Below are 21,169 nucleotides of genomic sequence, written 5' to 3'. Positions count from 1 at the left end.
AGGGGGGAAGAGGGCAGTAATGCCCTTGACCTACCCGATCGACCGTCCGACCTGCAACAGCGTGACGGACGGGGAGTTAGAGCAGGCAACGAGATAGCCAAGCATTTCGCCGGGAACAACGTGGACGTAATAATCTACGCGGTGGAAAAATCACTGGACAGTTACAAGTTCAACCTCCTGCACTGCAAGCAGACTTTCATCAGCCAGCTTAAAAGCGGTGCTATGGAAGCGCGTACCATCGACGAGGGGGCAATGGACGAGAAATCGGGCATGAACTTCTCGGAATATATGGCGTTGCTATCCGGCAACACCGACCTGCTGGACAAGGCGAAACTGGAAAAACGTATCGCCTCGCTCGAAGGGGAACGCAAGTCGTTCAACAAGGGCAAGCGTGATTCGGAGTTCAAGCTGGAATCGAAGACCCGCGAGCTGGGCAACAACACAGCTTTCATAGATGCCATGACGGAGGACTGGAACCGCTTCCTCTCTGTGGTGCAGACCGACAAGGAGGGCAATCACCTTAATATAATAAAGGTGGACGGAGTGGATTCCGCCGATGAGAAAGTCATCGGAAAGCGTTTGCAGGAGATAGCCAAGAATGCCACGACCGGAGGGTTGTACACGCAGGTTGGAGAGTTTTACGGTTTCCCGATAAAGGTGGTCAGCGAAAGGATACTCAAAGAGGGATTGGAGTTTACCGACAACCGCTTCGTGGTCGAGGGGAACTACAAGTACACCTACAACAACGGGCATCTGGCGCTGGCTGACCCGTTGGCCGCCGCCCGCAACTTCCTCAACGCGATTGAGAGAATCCCCTCCATCATCGACCAGTATAAAGCGAAGAATGAGGTCTTGGAACGTGAGATACCGCAGTTGCAGGAGATAGCAGGCAAGGTGTGGAAGAAGGAGGAAGAACTGAAACAGTTGAAGTCCGAACTTGCCGCCCTTGACCGCAAGATACAGCTGGAACTTGCGCCGCCTACACCCGAAATCACCGAAAAGGAGCATGAAGGGCAACAGGTCAAACCGGAAGCGAAAGGTGTGCGAAACGGTATCAGGCAATATCCCGAAGATACATCACCGCAAATACGCAATCCATCGGAAAGTATTATCGCCAATCACACCATAACTGGGCATCCGGGGCTGTATGCCAAGGAGGAAACCCGGTCCAAAGGATTGAAAATATAACCTTAGGAATTTTATCTGAAGTATTAATAAGGGCTATCCCAAAAGGTCTAAAAGTAAATTTTATCCTTTCTGCAAGTATCTGTAGGATGGCAACTGCATTTTTTTTCTTTTTGGGCAGCCCTTATTAAAATTTATTCTTATTTTAGGTTATATACATTCATGTCCATTTATGTAAAAAATCCTGCTGACCTTGTTTATGTCTTGTCAGTCACCATTTGCAAAACCATATTTGACCCTCAAAGAGGCTGAATTTGATAAGCAACTTGCTACATACTCATAATAAGGAGCTAAATAGAACACGAATGGGAAATACTCAAATGCCAAACTAAAGAAGATATTGGCCAAAATAAACGCTATACCGAGAGAGAAACTTGATTTTTCAACTTCCTAAAACGGTGTTGTTCAAACATTTCTACTTATTTGTACTTGCCAGTTGAACCTACGCTTCCCTAATAAAATGTCTATGGTAAAAAAAGTTAAAAAATCCTCCCACTTTTGTTAGATATATTTTTTTTGTGTAATTTTGCAATCGTTATGCGGCAGTAATAATATACATATTAATACGAGTTAGTAATCCTGTAGTTCTCACATGCTACGAGGAGGTATTAAAAGGTGCGTTTCGACAATGCATCTATTGTAGTATATTATTGCTTAATCCAAATGAATATTATAAATTTAGGAATTCTTGCTCACATTGATGCAGGAAAAACTTCCGTAACCGAGAATCTGCTGTTTGCCAGTGGAGCAACGGAAAAGTGCGGCCGTGTGGATAATGGTGACACCATAACAGACTCTATGGATATAGAGAAACGTAGAGGAATTACTGTTCGGGCTTCTACGACATCTATTATCTGGAATGGAGTGAAATGCAATATCATTGACACTCCGGGACACATGGATTTTATTGCGGAAGTGGAGCGGACATTCAAAATGCTTGATGGAGCAGTCCTCATCTTATCCGCAAAGGAAGGCATACAAGCGCAAACAAAGTTGCTGTTCAATACTTTACAAAAACTGCAAATCCCGACAATTATATTTATCAATAAAATTGACCGTGACGGTGTGAATTTAGAGCGTTTGTATCTGGATATAAAAACAAATCTGTCTCAAGATGTCCTGTTTATGCAAACTGTTGTCGATGGATTGGTTTATCCGATTTGCTCCCAAACATATATAAAGGAAGAATACAAAGAATTTGTATGCAACCATGACGACAATATATTAGAACGATATTTGGCGGATAGCGAAATTTCACCGGCTGATTATTGGAATACGATAATCGATCTTGTGGCAAAAGCCAAAGTCTATCCGGTGCTACATGGATCAGCAATGTTCAATATCGGTATCAATGAGTTGTTGGACGCCATCACTTCTTTTATACTTCCTCCGGCATCGGTCTCAAACAGACTTTCATCTTATCTTTATAAGATAGAGCATGACCCCAAAGGACATAAAAGAAGTTTTCTAAAAATAATTGACGGAAGTCTGAGACTTCGAGACGTTGTAAGAATCAACGATTCGGAAAAATTCATCAAGATTAAAAATCTAAAAACTATCAATCAGGGCAGAGAGATAAATGTTGATGAAGTGGGCGCCAATGATATCGCGATTGTAGAGGATATGGATGATTTTCGAATCGGAAATTATTTAGGTGCTGAACCTTGTTTGATTCAAGGATTATCGCATCAGCATCCCGCTCTCAAATCCTCCGTCCGGCCAGACAGGCCCGAAGAGAGAAGCAAGGTGATATCCGCTCTGAATACATTGTGGATTGAAGACCCGTCTTTGTCCTTTTCCATAAACTCATATAGTGATGAATTGGAAATCTCGTTATATGGTTTGACCCAAAAGGAAATCATACAGACATTGCTGGAAGAACGATTTTCCGTAAAGGTCCATTTTGATGAGATCAAGACTATCTACAAAGAACGACCTATAAAAAAGGTCAATAAGATTATTCAGATCGAAGTACCACCCAACCCTTACTGGGCCACAATAGGGCTGACTCTTGAACCCTTACCGTTAGGGGCAGGGTTGCAAATCGAAAGTGACATCTCCTATGGTTATCTGAACCATTCTTTTCAAAATGCCGTTTTTGAAGGGATTCGTATGTCTTGCCAATCTGGTTTACATGGATGGGAAGTGACAGATCTGAAAGTAACTTTTACTCAAGCCGAGTATTATAGCCCGGTAAGTACACCTGCTGATTTCAGACAGCTGACCCCTTATGTCTTCAGGCTGGCTTTGCAACAGTCAGGTGTGGACATTCTCGAACCGATGCTCTGTTTTGAGTTGCAGATACCCCAAGTAGCGAGTTCCAAAGCTATTACAGATTTGCAAAAACTGATGTCTGAGATTGAAGACATCAGTTGTAATAATGAGTGGTGTCATATTAAAGGGAAAGTTCCATTAAATACAAGTAAAGACTATGCCTCAGAAGTAAGTTCGTACACTAAGGGCTTAGGCATTTTTATGGTTAAGCCATGTGGGTATCAAATAACAAAAGACGGTTATTCTGATAATATCCGCATGAACGAAAAAGATAAACTTTTATTCATGTTCCAAAAATCAATTTATGAATTAATACAAAACAAGAAGAAAATATGAACAAGCAATTCATTATCACGAATTTCGCCGCATTTGCTCTCATGCTGTTCCTGCCGACCGGATGCAGGCAGGCGGACGGCAAGCAGGATGCGGTGCAGAGTTATCGGGTCATAAAGGTCGCGGCAAGTCCGGTGGAAATCTCCGAGTCCTATTCCGCCGCCATACGCGGACGGCAGGATGTGGACATCCTGCCGCAAATATCCGGGCGCATTATCCGTCTGAAAGTGAAAGAGGGTGAACGGGTGAAGACCGGTCAAGTATTGGCTGTAATTGACCAAGTGCCCTATCGGGCGGCATTACGCACGGCGCAGGCCAATGTCAGCGCGGCACAGGCAAAAGTGGAAACGGCAAGAATCGAGCTGCGGGGCAAGCAGGCATTGTTTGACGAGAAGGTCATATCCGACTACGAGCTTTCTCTCGCCCGGAACCAACTGGCAGTGGCGTGTGCTGAACTCGAACAGGCAAAGGCACAAGAATCGGATGCACGCAACAATCTCTCCTATACGGAAATCAAAAGCCCGAGCAACGGAGTAGTAGGCACATTGCCCTATCGCATCGGTGCGCTTGTCGGTCCCAATATGGCACAGCCTTTCACGGTCGTGTCCGACAATGCGGAGATGTATGCCTATTTCTCCATTTCGGAGAATATGCTACGGCGATATTCGGCTCGCTATGGCTCGATTGACAGCATGATAGCCGGGACGCCGGAAGTGGGCCTGCAACTCAACGACGGCAGCCTGTACAAGGCGAAAGGACGTATTGAAACCGTAAGCGGCGTGGTGGATCCTGTTACCGGAACGGTACAAATCAAAGCCCTGTTCCCCAATCCCGACCGCGAACTGTTGAGTGGCAGCATCGGCAATGTCATCCTTCAAAACCCGAAAACGGAGGCCGTAACCATTCCCATGACCGCCACCGTGGAACTGCAGGACAAGATTATCGCTTACCGTCTGAAAAACGGACAGGCGGAAGCCGCCTATCTCACGGTGGACCGCCTGAACGACGGCAACCGGTTTATCGTAAAAGAAGGTCTTTCGGTCGGTGACACCATTGTCGCCGAAGGCGTGGGACTGGTGAGAGAAGGCATGAGCATAACCCCTAAAAACGAAACGAAATGAACCTGCGATTTTTTATAGACCGCCCGGTGTTTTCGGGCGTTATCTCGGTGGTGATTGTACTGTTGGGCATGATTTCCATGTTTTCCTTGCCGGTGGAACAATACCCCGACATCGCACCTCCGACCATCAACGTATTCGCAACTTATCCGGGAGCAAACGCTGAAACCGTGCAGAAGGCAGTGATAACCCCTCTGGAAGAAGCCATCAACGGAGTGGAAGACATGACCTATATGACTTCCACGGCATCGAATACGGGAGATGCTTCCATCAACATCTATTTCAAACAGGGAACCAACGCGGACATGGCGGCGGTAAACGTGCAGAACCGCGTGAACGGCGCACTGAGCCAACTTCCGGCGGAAGCCACCAAGACCGGTGTCACCACTGAAAAGCAGCAGAATGCCGAACTGATGACTTTCGCGCTCTATTCGCCCGATGACCGCTTCGACCAGACCTTCCTGAGCAATTACGTGAAAATCAATGTCGAGCCGAGGCTGAAACGTATCAGCGGCGTGGGAAAGGCACAGTTGTTCGGTTCCAACTACAGCATGCGACTTTGGCTGCGTCCCGACAAGATGGCGCAATACGGGCTTATCCCCGATGACATCTCTGCCGTACTTGCACGACAGAACATCGAGGCCGCCACCGGCTCCTTCGGTGCCAATCATCCTACCGCCAATGAATACACGATGAAATACCGCGGACGCTTGTCCGGAGCGGAAGAGTTCGGTGAGCTGGTCGTCAAGTCACTGCCGGGCGGCAATGTGCTTCGGTTGAAAGAGGTTGCCGATGTGGAACTGGGCGATGAATACTACAACTATTCCTCCGAGGTGAACGGGCATCCGGCAGCTATGATGCTCATCAACCAGAAAGCCGGGTCCAATGCATCAAGCACCATCAAGGAGATTCACGAAGTGCTTGACGACCTTAGCCGGGACTTGCCCGAAGGGACGGAATTCGTGGTGCTTACCGATACCAACAAGTTCCTGTATGCCTCCATCCACTCTGTCCTCCGCACCTTATTGGAAGCGATACTTCTGGTCATCGTGGTGGTGTATGTGTTCTTGCAGGACATCAAGTCAACGCTTATCCCTACCATATCCATCTTCGTTTCCATCATCGGCACATTTGCCGTGATGTCCATGATTGGATTCTCCATCAACCTGCTCACCCTGTTCGCGCTTGTGCTTGCCATCGGAACCGTGGTCGATGATGCCATTGTGGTGGTGGAAGCGGTGCAGGCGAAGTTCGATGAGGGCTATCAATCAGCAGTTCTCGCGGCTGATGATGCCATGAAAGGCGTTTCGTCGGCTATCCTGACCTCTACCATAATCTTTATGGCAGTGTTTTTCCCCGTAGCCATGATGGGCGGGACTTCGGGAGCGTTCTACACGCAGTTCGGTATCACGATGGCTGTTGCCGTGGGAATCTCGGCAGTCAATGCCTTCACACTCTCACCGGCACTTTGCGCGCTGCTGCTGAAACCCTATATCGATGAGCAGGGCAACACTAAGAACAATTTTGCAGCCCGTTTCCGTAAAGCGTTCAATGCCGTCTTCGACAGTCTGAGCCGACGCTATGTACGTGGAGTGATGTTCATTATCCATCGCCGATGGCTGTTGTGGAGCATCATAGGCATTTCTTTCGGGTTGCTGGTGCTGCTGGTCAATGTCACAAAGACGGGACTTATTCCCGAAGAGGACACCGGGACGGTCATGGTGAGCATGAACACGAAGCCCGGCACATCCATGGCTCAGACAAGTAAGGTGATGGAGCGTATCAACAGCCGTCTCGACAGCATCGGCGAGATTGAATACAGCGGTGCGGTAGCCGGTTTCTCTTTCAGCGGTTCCGGTCCCTCGCAGGCGATGTATTTCGTGACACTCAAAGACTGGGAGGATCGTAAGGGAGAGGGGCAGTCGGTGAATGATGTCATCGGAAAGATTTATGCCGCCACTTCAGATATTCCCGATGCCACGGTGTTCGCCATGTCGCCTCCGATGATTGCCGGGTACGGCATGGGAAACGGTTTCGAGCTTTATTTGCAGGACAAGGCGGGCGGAAACATCGCCGCTTTCAAGGAAGAGGCGGACAAGTTTGTCGAAGCCTTGTCGCAACGACCCGAAATCGGCGAAGTCTATTCCTCCTTTGCCACGGACTATCCGCAATACTGGGTGGATATCGATGCCGCCAAATGTGAGCAGTCGGGTGTGTCGCCCGCAGATGTGCTTTCCACATTGTCGGGCTATTATACCGGACAATATGTTTCCGACTTTAACCGGTTCTCCAAGCTCTACCATGTGACCATGCAGGCTCCGGCGGAATATCGTGTGAATGCGGAATCCCTGCACCACATGTATGTGCGCGCCTCCGATGGCGGCATGTCGCCTTTGAGCCGGTTCGTGCGCCTGACCAAGACCAACGGCCCGTCAGACCTCACCCGTTTCAACCTGTTCAACGCCATCTCGATTAGCGGGTCGCCGGCGCAGGGTTACAGTTCAGGGCAGGTGCTCGAAGCCATCGGCGAGACGGCACGTGAAGTGCTTCCGTCAAATTACACATACGAGTTTGGCGGCATTTCGCGTGAGGAAAGCAAGACGACCAACAATGCCACGCTTATATTCCTGCTCTGCATGGTTCTGGTCTATCTGATTCTGTGCGCCTTGTATGAGAGCGTGTTCATACCCTTCGCGGTTCTGTTGTCGGTGCCTTGCGGACTAATGGGCAGTTTCCTGTTTGCGTGGCTCTTCGGTCTGGAGAACAACATCTACATGCAGACCGGATTAATCATGATTATCGGCCTGCTTGCCAAGACCGCCATCCTGCTTACCGAATACGCCGGCAAGCGGCGGTCGGAAGGCATGACGCTGGCACAGGCAGCATACAGTGCGGCAAAAGTCCGCCTGCGCCCTATATTGATGACTGTGCTGTCCATGGTGTTCGGTCTTGTCCCGCTGATGATGGCGCACGGAGTGGGTGCCAACGGCAGCCGTTCGCTTGCCACAGGTGTAATCGGTGGAATGATTGTCGGTACTTTGGCTCTGTTGTTCCTTGTGCCGTCATTGTTTATTGTATTCCAATATATTCAAGAACGTGTTAAGCATAATTAAATGAAGAAGACAGTAATATATATCATATTGTCAGGATGGATGTTTGCCGGTTGTGGCACATACAGCCGGTATCATCGTCCTGACCTCTCAACGGAGAATCTGTATCGGGACGTACCGGCGGACATTGATACAACGACCATCGCGTCCCTGTCGTGGCGGGAAATGTTTACCGACCCGAAACTCCAGTCCTTGATTGAAACCGGACTTGAACGGAACACAGACCTCAATGTGGCACGGTTACGCGTGGAAGCGACAGAAGCCGTCCTGATGACTGCCAGACTATCATATCTTCCATCACTGGGACTGACTGCCGAAGGTAATGCCAATAAACATGACGGAGCAACGGCAAAGACATATAATGTGGGAGCGTCGGCAAGCTGGGAACTGGACATCTTCGGCAAACTTACGGCGGCAAAGCGTGGTGCAGCCGCCGCGTTACAAGGAAGCCGTGCCTACCGGCAGGCCGTACAGACACAGCTTGTCGCCACTATTGCAGACAGTTACTACACCCTTGCCATGCTTGACGCACAAATGGCAATAAGTAACCGGACTTTGGAGAACTGGCGGACTACCGTACGTACTCTTGAAGCGTTGAAAAAAGTGGGGAAATCAAACGAAGCCGGCGTATTGCAGGCAAAGGCGAACGTGATGCGACTCGAAGCATCCCTGTTATCCATACGCAAGAGTATTTCCGAAACAGAAAATGCCCTGTCTGCGATACTTGCCATGCCGTCACACTCGATTGGACGAAGTAATCTGGCCGAGGCTGCTTTCCCCGATACTGTCTCGATTGGAGTCCCTTTGCAACTGCTTTCCAACCGTCCCGACGTGCGTCAGGCTGAAATGGAACTGGCGCAGGCGTTCTACGCCACCAATGCGGCTCGTGCCGCCTTCTATCCCAATATTACCCTCTCGGGGACTCTTGGATGGACTAATAACGGCGGTGGCGTAATCGTAAATCCCGGACAATGGTTGCTCAATGCCATCGGTTCCCTGACACAGCCCTTATTCAACCGGGGCACAAACATCGCCAACTTGAAGATAGCCAAAAGCCGTCAGGAAGAAGCCAAACTGTTGTTCCGGCAATCATTGCTGAACGCTGGAAAAGAAGTGAACGATGCTCTGACTGCATGGCAGACGGCAAAATCGCAAATTGAAATCAATGCTCGACAGGTTGAAACATTATGCGATGCTGTGCGAAAGACAGAATCGCTTATGCGTCATTCCAATGCCACCTATCTGGAAGTGTTGACCGCCCAACAGTCTCTTCTCGAAGCGGAAGTGCAACAGCTACAAACTCGTTTTGAACGCATACAAAGTGTAATCAAACTTTATCATGTGTTGGGAGGAGGAATGTAACTGCAATAAATAGAAAAATTTGAAATTATTATTAGTGTTATTCATCTCGGATATTTTTCGTGATTCTGCCGCATGTAGATATTGTACGAAAGCAATATTTGGATTGTAAAATATCAAGCCAATGAAAATACTTTTGCAGCATAAAATATTTATAGGATACTTTCTTTTAATGGCGATCATTGGCAGCATGGTCGCTATTGTTCTGCACGAGCGTAGTCGTGTACAGAAAATAGAGAATGAATCAATCGCTATTTTTCAAACCCAGCACAATATCAATACCACACACCGCTATGTGACCACGTTAGTAACTTATGGTGAATCCGTCATGGTATGGAATGATGAGGATTCTGGGTGAAGTATAAGAATATCAGAGAAGGGGAACAATTGCATTTCGATTTGCATTTTCTTAACCGCATAAAGAAACAGTTCCCGGGGATAAAAGCTATTTCGCCTGAAATAACAGGACCTTATTCGCAAGTGATGAATAAAGCTAAAAGCGGACTTTTTAAGATTATAGGAATCAATGAAAACTATATGGGAATTAAGATACTTAAAATCAACGAAGATGGACGATATTTTAATAAAGGAGATGACGAGAATACCCGTAATGTTACCATTATCGGCGAAAATGTCAGTACGACCTTATTTAATAATCAAAAAGCGTTGGGTAAGTCGATCAACATTGCCGGTATTGATTTTAAGGTGATAGGCGTACTAAAGAATGATGATATTTTCAGCGCTTCGGAAATCAATTCGGTATATGTGCCCTTCTCAAGTTACATAAACTGTATTGACAATAAGACTCCATTGCGCGCTTTCTGTTTATATCTGAACAAAGAAGTTGATTCCAAGCGATTTGAGAATGAGCTGAGAGCCTTCATCGCTAATAAATACCAATTTGCTTATTCTGATAAGCAAGCCTTACAGATAATCAATTTTGAGACACAAACATCTGCTTTTGAGGGACTCTTTGATGGATTGAAAATGTTTATCTGGATCGTAGGAATTTGTTTTCTGATAAGTGGTATTGTTGGAGTAAGCAACATCATGTTTGTCGTGATCAAAGAAAGGAGTAGCGAAATAGGCATCCGTAAGGCTGTAGGAGCAACTCCTAAATCCATTCTTGTGTTAATGCTGACGGAATCTGTCATCATAACTGTAATCTCCGGTATCATCGGATTGATATCAGGTGCAGCTATTCTTGAGATTATAAATTGGTTGCTCGAAAGCGCCCGTCACGCGACAATGATAAAGCATGCAGAAATAGATATAAATGTAGCTGTTCTCGCTTTGGTTATCTTGATTTTGTCCGGTGTCATTGCCGGAGCATTTCCGGCTATGAAAGCATCTGTTATACAACCCATTGACGCCATTAGAAACGAAAATATAGGATAATGAAGACATTTAAGATTATATTAATTTGCATCTTTTCCGCCACACTGGCATTTGTTGCTTTTCGTTCTTCGCTAAGAGGTACAAAGGCAATTTACGAAACTACACAACCACAATATCGCGAGATCAAAGAGGAAATAAACATATCCGGCAATGTTTTTCCGATGAAGGAGATCGAAATAAAATCGCAGATATCGGGAGTCCTGGACAAGATTAATGTTTCGATAGGAGATAAAGTGCGCATAGGAGATTAAATATAAATTCAAGCAATCATAGCCCGTAATTCACTGAATTTGGCTATCTTTGCATAACATTTGAGAAAAACGGCGATTGGCAGGAGCTTTTCGCCGCCAACATATAGGATAAGACCGCAAGGCGTTTCAAGCGAAAATCTGGTAAATTGGAACTACGGAGACGATTGCGTGATGCTTATGCTATGCTTACGCATAGCGTGCATTCACGTACTCTCCGTAAAGGCTTTACCAGAGCCATCGCTTGAAGGTAGTGTGAATTGCACGCTACTTTTTTACCCTTGCCTAACGAAAGGAAACGATTATGGGTAAAGTTCAGATTCTCGCCGTACTGACGATGGACGGATGTCTTTCTTCAGAGTTATATGATAAAGCACATCAGGATTTGTGCCTTGACCGTTGCGGTCTTGATGAAATCAGGAAGAAAGCCTTTTACCGTGTGACACCGGACTATTCCATTTCAATGCTGCACGAATGGAGAAAAGACTGCACAAACATCCGTTACCTCGCGGAAGCCACACCGGACACGGCAGACTATATAAACGGACTGCTGCGGATGCACGCTGTGGATGAAATCATACTATACACCGTTCCTTTCATATCCGGAAGCGGACGACATTTTTTTAAGTCGGCTCTGCCAGAGCAACACTGGACGCTTTCCTCTTTGAAAAGCTATCCCAACGGTGTATGTCGCATTATCTATATCCTTGATAAAAAAGCAAGATAGCCAAAATGTGCGGCAAGCATACATTTCTATTTTCAGGAATAGAATAAATGTTCCGATTACAAACAATTTAAGTCGGAGATAATTTGTCCTTGTGAAAAAATACTGAATTTTATACCTCTGAAATCCAGCACTTTGTAAAATTGAGTGTTGGATTTTTTATTTTCTGCCGCGTTTTTTGCCAATTATATTCATGTGCGCACGCAGAAAACAAAGTGTAATTTTCAAAATTGACAGAACCATGAATTATTTCTTGCTGGCGGAAACCGACTTTTTCCGCCTGATAAACGAAGCCGGCGACTGCAATATGGAAACGGCATACACGGCTTTCGCCACCCAAGTGATCGAACTGTGCAACGGCGGCATGGACATGAACCTTACCGTCATCGCGCTTGCCTACATCGAAATCGAGTTGCAGCACCATCCCGTACGTAATCTGTCAGAAGAAAAAAGAGAGATTGCCGCCTACGTCAGCAAGGCTCTGTCTTTCGTAAGAAAGATGCAGAAATTCCTTGCCACGCCCCAAGTGCCACCACTAATATCCGCCAACAACGCAACAGAAACCACCGCCAGCCTTCTTCAATGGACGGGCAATGCCATCGACCTCGTGGAACTTATCTACGGCATAGACGTGATGGGCTGCATCAACAACGGCAATATGCCGCTCAAACAGCTCGCCCCACTTCTCTATAAGATATTCGGGGTTGATTCTAAAGACTGCTACCGCTTCTACACTGATATCAAACGCCGGAAGAACGAAAGCCGCACCTATTTCATTGACAGGATGCAGGAAAAACTGAACGAGAGAATGTTGCGTGATGAGGAGTTGGAGCGGATGAGAAAATAAAAAAATATCCATTACATATGAGAAGACAGGAATACTCGTATCCTGTCTTTTTATTTTCATTTAATTATATATTAATTAGCACAATATATGTGAGTTTTTCATTCCTATAAGGACAAATTTCAGAAACGTATGTCTGGTAAATTATTGAGTCATCATAGTATGAACATATATCATTACTAAAAACAATGAAACAACTTCCATAAGATTGTGGTTGTAAAAATCGCCATTTAATAGCCCGTTTTTTTTGTAAAATTCGCCAATTAAAAAAATATGATTATCTTTGCATTATATTTTATAAGGTATGGAAACAGTAAATAGAATACTTCAAGAGAAGATTACAGCACGAATCGCGCCCAATAAAGCAGTACTGATTTTTGGTGCTCGCCGTGTTGGTAAAACGGTAATGATGCGTAAAATTGTGGACAACTATTCAGGTAGGACGATGATGCTCAACGGCGAAGACTACGACACATTAGCACTATTGGAGAATCGCTCAATAGCCAATTATCGGCATTTATTGGATGGTATTGATTTGCTGGCTATTGATGAGGCACAGAACATACCACAAATCGGTAGTATTCTGAAGTTGATAGTTGATGAAATACCGGGAATAAGTGTCTTGGCAAGTGGTTCTTCGTCATTCGATTTGCTGAATAAGACTGGTGAACCGTTGGTCGGCCGCAGTACGCAATTTCTCCTTACACCATTCTCGCAACGGGAAATCGCACAGACGGAAACGGCACTTGAAACCCGCCAGAACCTCGAAGCGCGCTTGATTTACGGTTCCTATCCCGAAGTAGTAATGATGGAGAACTATGAACGTAAAACAGACTACCTACGTGATATTGTCGGTGCATACCTGCTTAAAGATATCTTAGCAATTGACGGCTTAAAAAATTCGAGCAAGATGCGCGATCTACTGCGATTGATAGCTTTTCAGTTGGGCAGCGAAGTTTCTTACGAAGAGTTAGGTAAACAACTCGGCATGAGCAAGACGACCGTTGAAAAATACCTCGACCTATTGGAAAAGGTCTTCGTTATCTATCGTCTGGGGGCTTATTCGCGTAACCTACGCAAGGAGGTTACAAAAGCTGGCAAGTGGTACTTCTACGACAACGGCATTCGCAATGCCATTATCGGGGCTTTCTCACCGCTGGCCATTCGGCAGGATGTCGGTGCGCTGTGGGAGAACTACATCATCGGAGAGCGGCGCAAAGCGAACTTCAATGAGGGACTGCACAGGGAGTTCTATTTCTGGCGCACCTACGACAAACAGGAAATCGACCTGATTGAGGAGAGTGCCGACAGTCTTACCGCCTTGGAGTTCAAGTGGGGAAATAAAATGCCGGCCGCACCGAAAGCCTTCCAAGAAGCCTATCCCTATGCCGAGTTTCATGTGGTAAATCGGGAGAATTATTTGGAGTTCGTATAATCAATAAATTACGTATATGGAAACAAAACTACAATCCAAACAGCAATATCCGCGGTTTATCCAAAATAAACCGTGTGGTATTGACAAATTCGATGGAGGTTCGCAAGAAAGGTTGGCAAAAACTATTGCTCGCCATTTTTGTCAGAATGATTCATTGGATGAGGAATGTACTTTACCTCGAATTATCGGCATCGAAGGTATTTGGGGATCTGGAAAATCCAACGTGGTTAAAATGTTGGAACGTGAATTATCAGACGACTATTACTTTTTTGAGTATGACGCATGGGGACATCAAGAGGACTTGCAACGCCGCTCTATATTGGAATTGCTTACAAGCAAACTTATTGATGATGGTATCCTATCTGGAAATGCAACAATAAAAGTCAAAGGTGGAGGTACGAAAACCGTATCATGGTCTGAAAAGCTGAAATATTTATTAGCCCGTAAAACGGAGACCGTAACCGAAAAATATCCCCTTATCAGTAATGGTATGGTTGCGGCATTTTTGGTTGCAGTTTTAACTCCGATATTTACATTTATTGCGTATGCAGTAAAACCTACACCCACAACATGGTGGTTTTCTTTATTGTCTATTATCATAGCTGCACTGCCAGTTCTTATTGCATTGTGCGTTTGGAAATGGGCATATAGCAAAGATCATAAATATGGATGGAGTTATATGTTAGCTATTTATCAAGATAAAGTCGAAAAGGACGTTTGCTATGAGACTTTGAGCGAAGACGAACCAACGGTTTACGAGTTCAAAACATGGATGCAAGACATTTCTGATTTTATCAAGGAAAAAGGACAACGTTAATTAGTCCTTGTTTTTGACAACATGGATCGTCTCCCCGCTGAAAAAGTAAAAGAATTATGGTCTTCTATCCATACGTTCTTCGCCGATAGCGGTTTTGAAAATGTTTGGGCTGTTATTCCTTTCGATGAAACACATTTAGCTTGTGCATTCGGAGATGAGACCGACGAACAAACGAAACAACTGACCAAGTATTTTATCAATAAAACTTTCCCTATTGTTTATCGTGTTGCTCCTCCTGTTATTACCGACTATCGAAGTATATTCAACAAACTGTTTGTTGAAGCATTTGGAGAAACAGAAAATGAAGCGAAAGAAACTATAAATCGGATATTCAGATTGGTAAATCCTAATGCCAATGTTAGGGAAATTATATCATATATCAATGAGATGGTCGCTCTTAAACAAGAGTGGTGTAACGAAATTTTGATGATAAACATAGCATTGTTCTGTTTGAAGAAGACGGATATTCTGGCAAATCCAGTAGAACAAATATTGTCCGGCGACTATCTGAATGGCATTCAAACAATAATTAACAATGATCTGCAAACACAACGCGAAATTGCAGCTTTGGTATATGGTGTCGATGTTGAAGATGCTCGACAAATTCCATTGAAAAAATATATTGAAGGCTGCATCAACGGAGAAGAAGACCACGACATAAATCAATATGCAGAGACTAATAAACAATTTGACACTGTATTAGAAGAAGTTATACAATGTATGGACAATGCGCTTATCGATAAGATTATACATTGTTTGCATAAATTAACTCGAAAGAGCGATGTTATTCTGCGTGTATGGCAAAGAATAGCACAATTGAAATTAAAAGAATCCATAGAGAAGCAGGTGTTCCCTGTCGAATACCAAGAACTGCTGTTGCATTTAGACACGGAAAGCCAAAACCATGTGATTGCTCAATTATATAAGAAGATAGTTCGGTTCAATGACTTCAATGGCGGCGACTATTTCAAAACGTTAGATGCAATAGACAGGTTTATTGCGCAAAATAAGTTGGCGTGCGATTTTACGTCATTGATTGAAGCAAAAACAGTCAAGCCAAATACATTTATCGATTATATTCAAGCTGCAAATGCAACAGATGCTGCCTATCGGGATAACGCGACAACTAAAGCATATAAATATTATCAAGTAGCAACAAATTCGGAGGCGCTCGATAATTATTTGGCAAACTTACTACCCGATAATTTCGACCATGCAGATATTGTAAAAACGTTAAAAGATAATTCTACCTATACGTTTCCAACGCTTTTGCAAGCGATCACGAATTGCATTGATGAACAGAATGTAAATAAAGATAATATAGGGGCTATATTTACAACCTATCGTTTATTGGCATCTGACGAAGAAAGACCTTTACCTGTAACGTTAGATTCAACCTACATAAATCAGTTGCATTCTGAATTAGAAACTGATGGCCGAAACATTAAAGAGTCTGGATATTACGATTTAGTCGCCATGCAATTGGCACATGGTCATTCCGTTTCCTTAATAGAGGGTGGAGATATAAAATATGTTGCAGAACTCATGGACTATTATGTGGATCATGGAGACTTATTAGTAAATAGTGTGGGATGGAATATACCGCTATTAAATGAAACACTACAATACATGGTAAATCATAAACTTGGCTATAAATTATTGCTCTCAGACATATTGCCCCAATTTGAAGATATTAAGAACAGAATAGGTGTAACGGATGAGGTATTTATCGAGCATTTAGCAGAGTGGAATACCGATTTGGATAAGTATATCACTAAGAACAATATTAAAGATGTAATTCCTGACGCATCTTTTTACGATTTGACCACTAAAATAAGCAATGTCCTGACCGATCATATCAATAAAATAGCGTTCGAAGCGTTGTCTGAAATAAGTGTTGATACATTATACGCCCAAAGAACAGCACATACATCATATTATTGGTTTGTCGCAATAAAACATTTACTGGCTAAAATCAAATCCTTGCCAGATAACTTGACTGAATTTGGCAAAAAGATTCTGATGGATATTGCTTCTGGAACTCAAAGTTTGAATCCTTTCCCTAATTGTTTCAAGAATATAGTTGAAAGATTGGATAAACGAAAAATTAAATCGACAGTTACCGATATAAGAAATGATTTCTGCATCGGTAAAAAGACTATCAATGCAATAAAGTTTCAATTTTTCGAAACATGGCTTAGATCGCATGGTAATTTGAAAAGTCAAGCTGGAGACGTTATTGATAAAATAGTGAAACCTGTAATTTCCGATGGGGCATGCCGTTCATTGATTCTGCAAAACAAAGATTTTTATATGGATTTAATAAATACAGCAGGGGATGATGCTTATGAATTGAAAAAGAGTCTCCGAAACCTCATACAAAAAGATTCAGATCCGCAATTGGTTAAATTTGTCAATTCGATAGATTCAGTACCTGAGGTTGAAACCGCGTAAGTATTTGTCTAACAAGTCCGAATTTTACGATTTTACCCGTCAGAACTGAAGTGCCCCCCAAAAAAATTGTATCCAACTTTTGGGGGTCACTTCAAACTTCGATAGGGATAATTTTCAATTTTGGGGACTTGTTAGACAGTCTCATTATCTGGTAGCAGTTTACACAGCACCGGATCGTTTTTGATACGCTCCAGTTCCTCCTGCACAATCTGCTTCACCTCTTCCTTGATGCGCCGGTAGTTCGCCTGCACCGTTTCCTTCATGCGGTCGTTGCCGTCCTCGTCCGTGAAGTTTGTAATGACGGGAATTTTCTTGTAGGCACTTTCTTCCCGTTTCACCTTTTCGGCATCCACCACAATCTCGCAATGAAAAATCTTCTGCTCGATACGCTCGTTGAAGTTGTCGGATACAGAACCGACAAACATTCCCTGCGTAAGCCCGGAAATCTTACTCGGTGGAATGAGCGCGTCCATCTGCGTGTTGATGGAGGTGGAAACATCCTGCCGGTTGATGGAGATGGACTGCCGTTTCTGCAACACCTTACCGAACCGCTCGGAGAGCGTCTTGGCTGTTTCCCCCACCACCTGACCGGAGAAAATATTGCCGACAGTGTTCATCACCACTTTCGCCTCTTTGTCCCCGTAGTCACGCACTAACTGGCTGAAATCCTGAAAGCCCAGACACACGGCAACCTTGTTGCTTCGGGCGGTAGCTATAAGATTGTCCAACCCTTTGAAGTATATTGTGGGCAACTCGTCGATGATGACCGATGACTTCAGCATCCCCTTCTTGTTGATGAGCTTCACGATACGGGAATTATACAGACCGAGTGCCGCACCGTAGATATTCTGACGGTCGGGATTGTTACCCACGCAGAGGATTTTCGGCTCTTCGGGATTGTTGATGTCCAGCGTAAACTCGCTGTCTGACATCACCCAGTAGAGCTGCGGTGAAATCATCCTCGAAAGCGGGATTTTTGCCGACGCTATCTGACCCATGAGCTGCTCCGCAGCCCCTCCAAGCCACGCATCCATGAACGGCGAAAGGTAGTTCTCCAGCTCCGGATAAGAGGTCAGTATCGGAAATATATCCTCGTAACGGCGGTTCAGAAACTCGATAGCATGGGGAAACGTGCAAAACTTCCCGTTCTGATAGATTTTGAGATACCAGATAATACTGGCAAACAGAATGATAGGTGACTCCACGAAGAAGTCGCCCTGCTTTTGCACCCACGTTTTATTGAGGTTGAGCATTATTGTGTAGGCACTCTCATAGGCATCCGTAATATCTTCCATAAAATCCGGGTGAATGGGATTGCACCGATGAGAGCGTCGCGGGTCGTCGAAGTTGATCACATAGAACTTCGGCTTTACCTTGTAGCCGTCCGGGTGGTTCAGCAAATGGTTGTAGGCAATAGTAGATAGGTCGGGATACTTGAAATCGTAGATGTATTGACTAAAGCCCTTTTCAATCTGTTGCTTGATAAAATTGTTTACCACGGCATAGGACTTGCCGCTGCCCGGCGTACCCAACACGATGGACGCACGGAAGGGATTAACTACATTGATCCAACCGTTGTTCCAGCGTTTCCTGTAATAGAAACGTGTCGGCAGATTGACCGAATACTCGCTTTCGATAAGCCTCGTTTCCTGCATGAAACTCTCGTTCTCGTTGTTGAAAACATCCTCCATCAAATTGTGTTTCAACAGGCGGCTCATCCACAGACCACCCATCAACAGGCAGACATAGCCCGTTCCAATGGTAAGGACATACAGTCCCGTCACCGCTTCAAGCGGCAGCGGCAGGGGCAGCAACCACCAGTTCAGGAAAAACAGCACGAACCCGACGGCAAATGCTGTCCAGATTCTCCCCCAAGTGATTTTCTCACCCTTGACACCCTTCGTACCCAGACAGGACAAGGCAAGCAAAAGGACGGAAAACAGCTTCGTGTAGAGAATGGAATGGAACAGCCCCGCCGTGCGGTCGAAGTTCAGAAGGATTTTGTCCACCACGCCGATGTTCACGCCCCACAGCCGGATGGCTTCGTAGCAGAACCAGTACACGTTCATGACCACTAAAATGATACTCACGGCACGCAGAAAATCCATGATTTTCGCCAATGCCCTCAAATCGTCTTCTTGTTGTGACATACATTGATTTTTTAATTGTTGATACTCTGATTACATACCCAAGCCCTTGCGTTTTTTCTTCTTTTTGCGCTTCATCGCCCGGATGAAAGCCTCTTCCTCGGCATCTACCGCCGGACCTTCGGGAGTGAGCAAGCCCATACCGCCCGATATATCTTCACTGTCGTAGGCGGTCTGCCCGTGTGCCTTGTCCGCAGCATCCACAGGGATGGATAGCGGTATCGGCGGTTGTCCGGCGTATGGCAGGGTGAAGTGTTCCTGCAAGGCATTCGCCGAAAGCTCCTTACCCATGCGCGAACCGTTCAGCACGCATCCCGTGCGGTGGTCGATGAAGGTAGCCCCATAGATGCGCCCTTCCTCTGTGTAGCGCAGTACGGTGTCGATGCCCTTCTCTTTGAGTTGGGATACAAATTTGTCCTTGTCATAAGTGCCTTGCAGCACGGAAAGGACGGTGCGTTTCGTCATGTCTGCCAGTTTCCTATCCTTGATTTCCGATTTGGAACGGACAAACTTCTTCTGTACGGCTTCATAGCCTGCGGACTTCCCGAAAAGCGAGGATTTGAACGGGTTGCCCACCTTGTTACCCTTGTCGTCCGTGACGGAATAGACCAGCCCGTGATACTCCCGTCCGCGCACGTTGCCCCTCGCTTCCTCCACCGTCATATTATATAAGGAAAGGAGCGCACGGTATTCGCCCATCGTCTGGAAACGGTACTGCCCATTCAGAGCCTTCACGGTGTTGCCTACCTGCTTCTTCACATCACCTGCCGATGCGGCCACCTTGCGCAACGGATTATCCAATCTCTGATTTTTACGTTCTGCCGGATGCAATCCGTACTTCTGTTCCAGTTCCCTGCGGATACGGTCGCTGCGGCGGTAGAGAAAATCCCGGTTGAGCCTTTTCCCGTTCTCGTCCACGTTGACCGTCACGATGTGCAGGTGGTGGCGGTCGATGTCCTCGTGCTTGAATACAAGATAAGGCTGGTTTCCGAAACCGAGTTTTTCCAGATACTCGCGGGCGATATTCTGCAACTCAATATCGGTCAGCACATCCTCCGGGTGCGGGTTGAGAGAGATATGCACCACCGGCTTCTCGATCTTCATCTGCGGTGGCAGGAAGGTGAGAAAACCCTCCATCGCCTTGCCTATGTCCACCGTTCCCGAACCGTCATTGTAGATGCGGTTGGTGGTGAGAAGCCGCCCCTGCGCCTCGTTAATCTTCTCCCCGTTGTAGGCAATCGCGCCGTACAACGAACTTCCTACACTGATTTTTGCGACCATTTTGCCTCCATTTCCCTTGAAAGTTCCACAATCCGGCGGCTCAGTTTCACGAGTTCGACGGTGTGTTGCTCTAATTTGTAGAGCAACGCCATCGCCTTTTTCTCTGAAAAATGCAGCCTCAGTTCCTTCACGACTTGGTTGTAATTCGTACCCACGGCACGGAATTGTGCATGAAAATCCGACAGTTTGGTGTAATAGTCCACCAACGTCTTGTCCACCTTCAGCACCTTGAACGGTTGCCCGAAGAAGTGCGCTTTGAGGAAAACAGACCGTGCATAGACACCCGATTTTCCGAACATGGCGAGGAAACGGTTGTGTTCCTCCTCGTTGAAACGGACGGTGTACCGGTACACCGCCGGATCAAGTTTGGGATTTCTCCCTGATTTGCTTTTCCTTTTCTCTTTCATATTACTTTGGATTTAGCGGATTGACGGCATAAGCC

At 45.5% G+C, this 21,169-nt stretch carries 13 protein-coding genes and 2 pseudogenes; 12 read left to right on the top strand and 3 right to left on the bottom strand.

Translation table 11 applies throughout. The annotated features are described in order from the left end of the window. From DXA74_RS05565 to DXA74_RS05510, 12 genes and pseudogenes are all read left to right on the top strand, one after another. A partial coding sequence (locus DXA74_RS05565) for a helicase (protein ID WP_118525793.1) occupies positions 1-1,188 on the top strand: 1,188 nt, incomplete at its 5' end. 660 nt (positions 1,189-1,848) lie between these two features. Then, positions 1,849-3,795, top strand: coding sequence for a tetracycline resistance ribosomal protection protein Tet(Q) (gene tet(Q), locus DXA74_RS05560; RefSeq protein ID WP_008148693.1), 1,947 nt, complete (start codon positions 1,849-1,851; stop codon positions 3,793-3,795). After that, entirely contained in the window at positions 3,792-4,913 is a 1,122-nt protein-coding gene (locus DXA74_RS05555) for an efflux RND transporter periplasmic adaptor subunit (protein ID WP_005809248.1), read from the top strand. The genes tet(Q) and DXA74_RS05555 overlap by 4 nt, the downstream gene beginning before the upstream one ends. Further along, positions 4,910-8,023 (top strand): efflux RND transporter permease subunit, encoded by a 3,114-nt coding sequence (locus DXA74_RS05550; RefSeq protein WP_005809243.1) that lies wholly within the window; start codon positions 4,910-4,912, stop codon positions 8,021-8,023. The genes DXA74_RS05555 and DXA74_RS05550 overlap by 4 nt, the downstream gene beginning before the upstream one ends. Beyond that, the gene (locus DXA74_RS05545) at positions 8,024-9,382 is read left to right on the top strand and encodes an efflux transporter outer membrane subunit (protein ID WP_005809240.1); all 1,359 of its coding nucleotides are present in this window, start codon (positions 8,024-8,026) and stop codon (positions 9,380-9,382) included. 121 nt (positions 9,383-9,503) lie between these two features. Next, a pseudogene (locus DXA74_RS05540) lies at positions 9,504-9,731 on the top strand (hypothetical protein); the annotation flags it as partial. Between the two features lie 2 nt (positions 9,732-9,733). Continuing rightward, positions 9,734-10,777 (top strand): ABC transporter permease, encoded by a 1,044-nt coding sequence (locus DXA74_RS05535; protein WP_005809236.1) that lies wholly within the window; start codon positions 9,734-9,736, stop codon positions 10,775-10,777. Continuing rightward, positions 10,777-11,028, top strand: coding sequence for an efflux RND transporter periplasmic adaptor subunit (locus tag DXA74_RS05530; RefSeq protein ID WP_005809234.1), 252 nt, complete (start codon positions 10,777-10,779; stop codon positions 11,026-11,028). The genes DXA74_RS05535 and DXA74_RS05530 overlap by 1 nt, the downstream gene beginning before the upstream one ends. 301 nt (positions 11,029-11,329) lie before the next feature. Further along, positions 11,330-11,752: a dihydrofolate reductase family protein gene (locus DXA74_RS05525; RefSeq protein ID WP_004291474.1), complete on the top strand. Its 423-nt coding sequence runs from the start codon at positions 11,330-11,332 to the stop codon at positions 11,750-11,752. Positions 11,753-11,990: 238 nt separating this feature from the next. After that, positions 11,991-12,596, top strand: a complete 606-nt coding sequence (locus DXA74_RS05520; protein ID WP_004304269.1) for an RteC domain-containing protein — start codon at positions 11,991-11,993, stop codon at positions 12,594-12,596. Positions 12,597-12,897: 301 nt separating this feature from the next. Beyond that, positions 12,898-14,028, top strand: a complete 1,131-nt coding sequence (locus tag DXA74_RS05515; RefSeq protein WP_004291480.1) for an ATP-binding protein — start codon at positions 12,898-12,900, stop codon at positions 14,026-14,028. 16 nt (positions 14,029-14,044) lie between these two features. Then, a pseudogene (locus tag DXA74_RS05510) lies at positions 14,045-17,299 on the top strand (P-loop NTPase fold protein). A gap of 131 nt (positions 17,300-17,430) precedes the next feature. On the opposite strand, the gene mobC reads toward DXA74_RS05510, so the two are convergent. The 3 genes from mobC to mobA are packed head-to-tail and all read right to left on the bottom strand — an operon-like array spanning position 17,431 to position 21,134. Further along, positions 17,431-19,449: a conjugal transfer protein MobC gene (gene mobC / locus DXA74_RS05505; protein WP_004291482.1), complete on the bottom strand. Its 2,019-nt coding sequence runs from the start codon at positions 19,447-19,449 to the stop codon at positions 17,431-17,433. 30 nt (positions 19,450-19,479) lie between these two features. Next, a complete protein-coding gene (gene mobB / locus DXA74_RS05500; protein WP_004291483.1) occupies positions 19,480-20,727 on the bottom strand; it encodes a conjugal transfer protein MobB in 1,248 nt (415 codons plus the stop codon). Next, positions 20,706-21,134: a conjugal transfer protein MobA gene (gene mobA / locus DXA74_RS05495; protein ID WP_004291488.1), complete on the bottom strand. Its 429-nt coding sequence runs from the start codon at positions 21,132-21,134 to the stop codon at positions 20,706-20,708. The genes mobB and mobA overlap by 22 nt, the downstream gene beginning before the upstream one ends. Between the last annotated feature and the right edge of the window lie 35 nt (positions 21,135-21,169).

Source organism: Bacteroides sp. OF04-15BH, assembly GCF_003477995.1.
Taxonomy (GTDB): Bacteria; Bacteroidota; Bacteroidia; order Bacteroidales; family Bacteroidaceae; genus Paraprevotella.
Note: the sequence above shows the minus strand (reverse complement) of the source record. Positions and strands in the feature narration are given on the sequence as shown.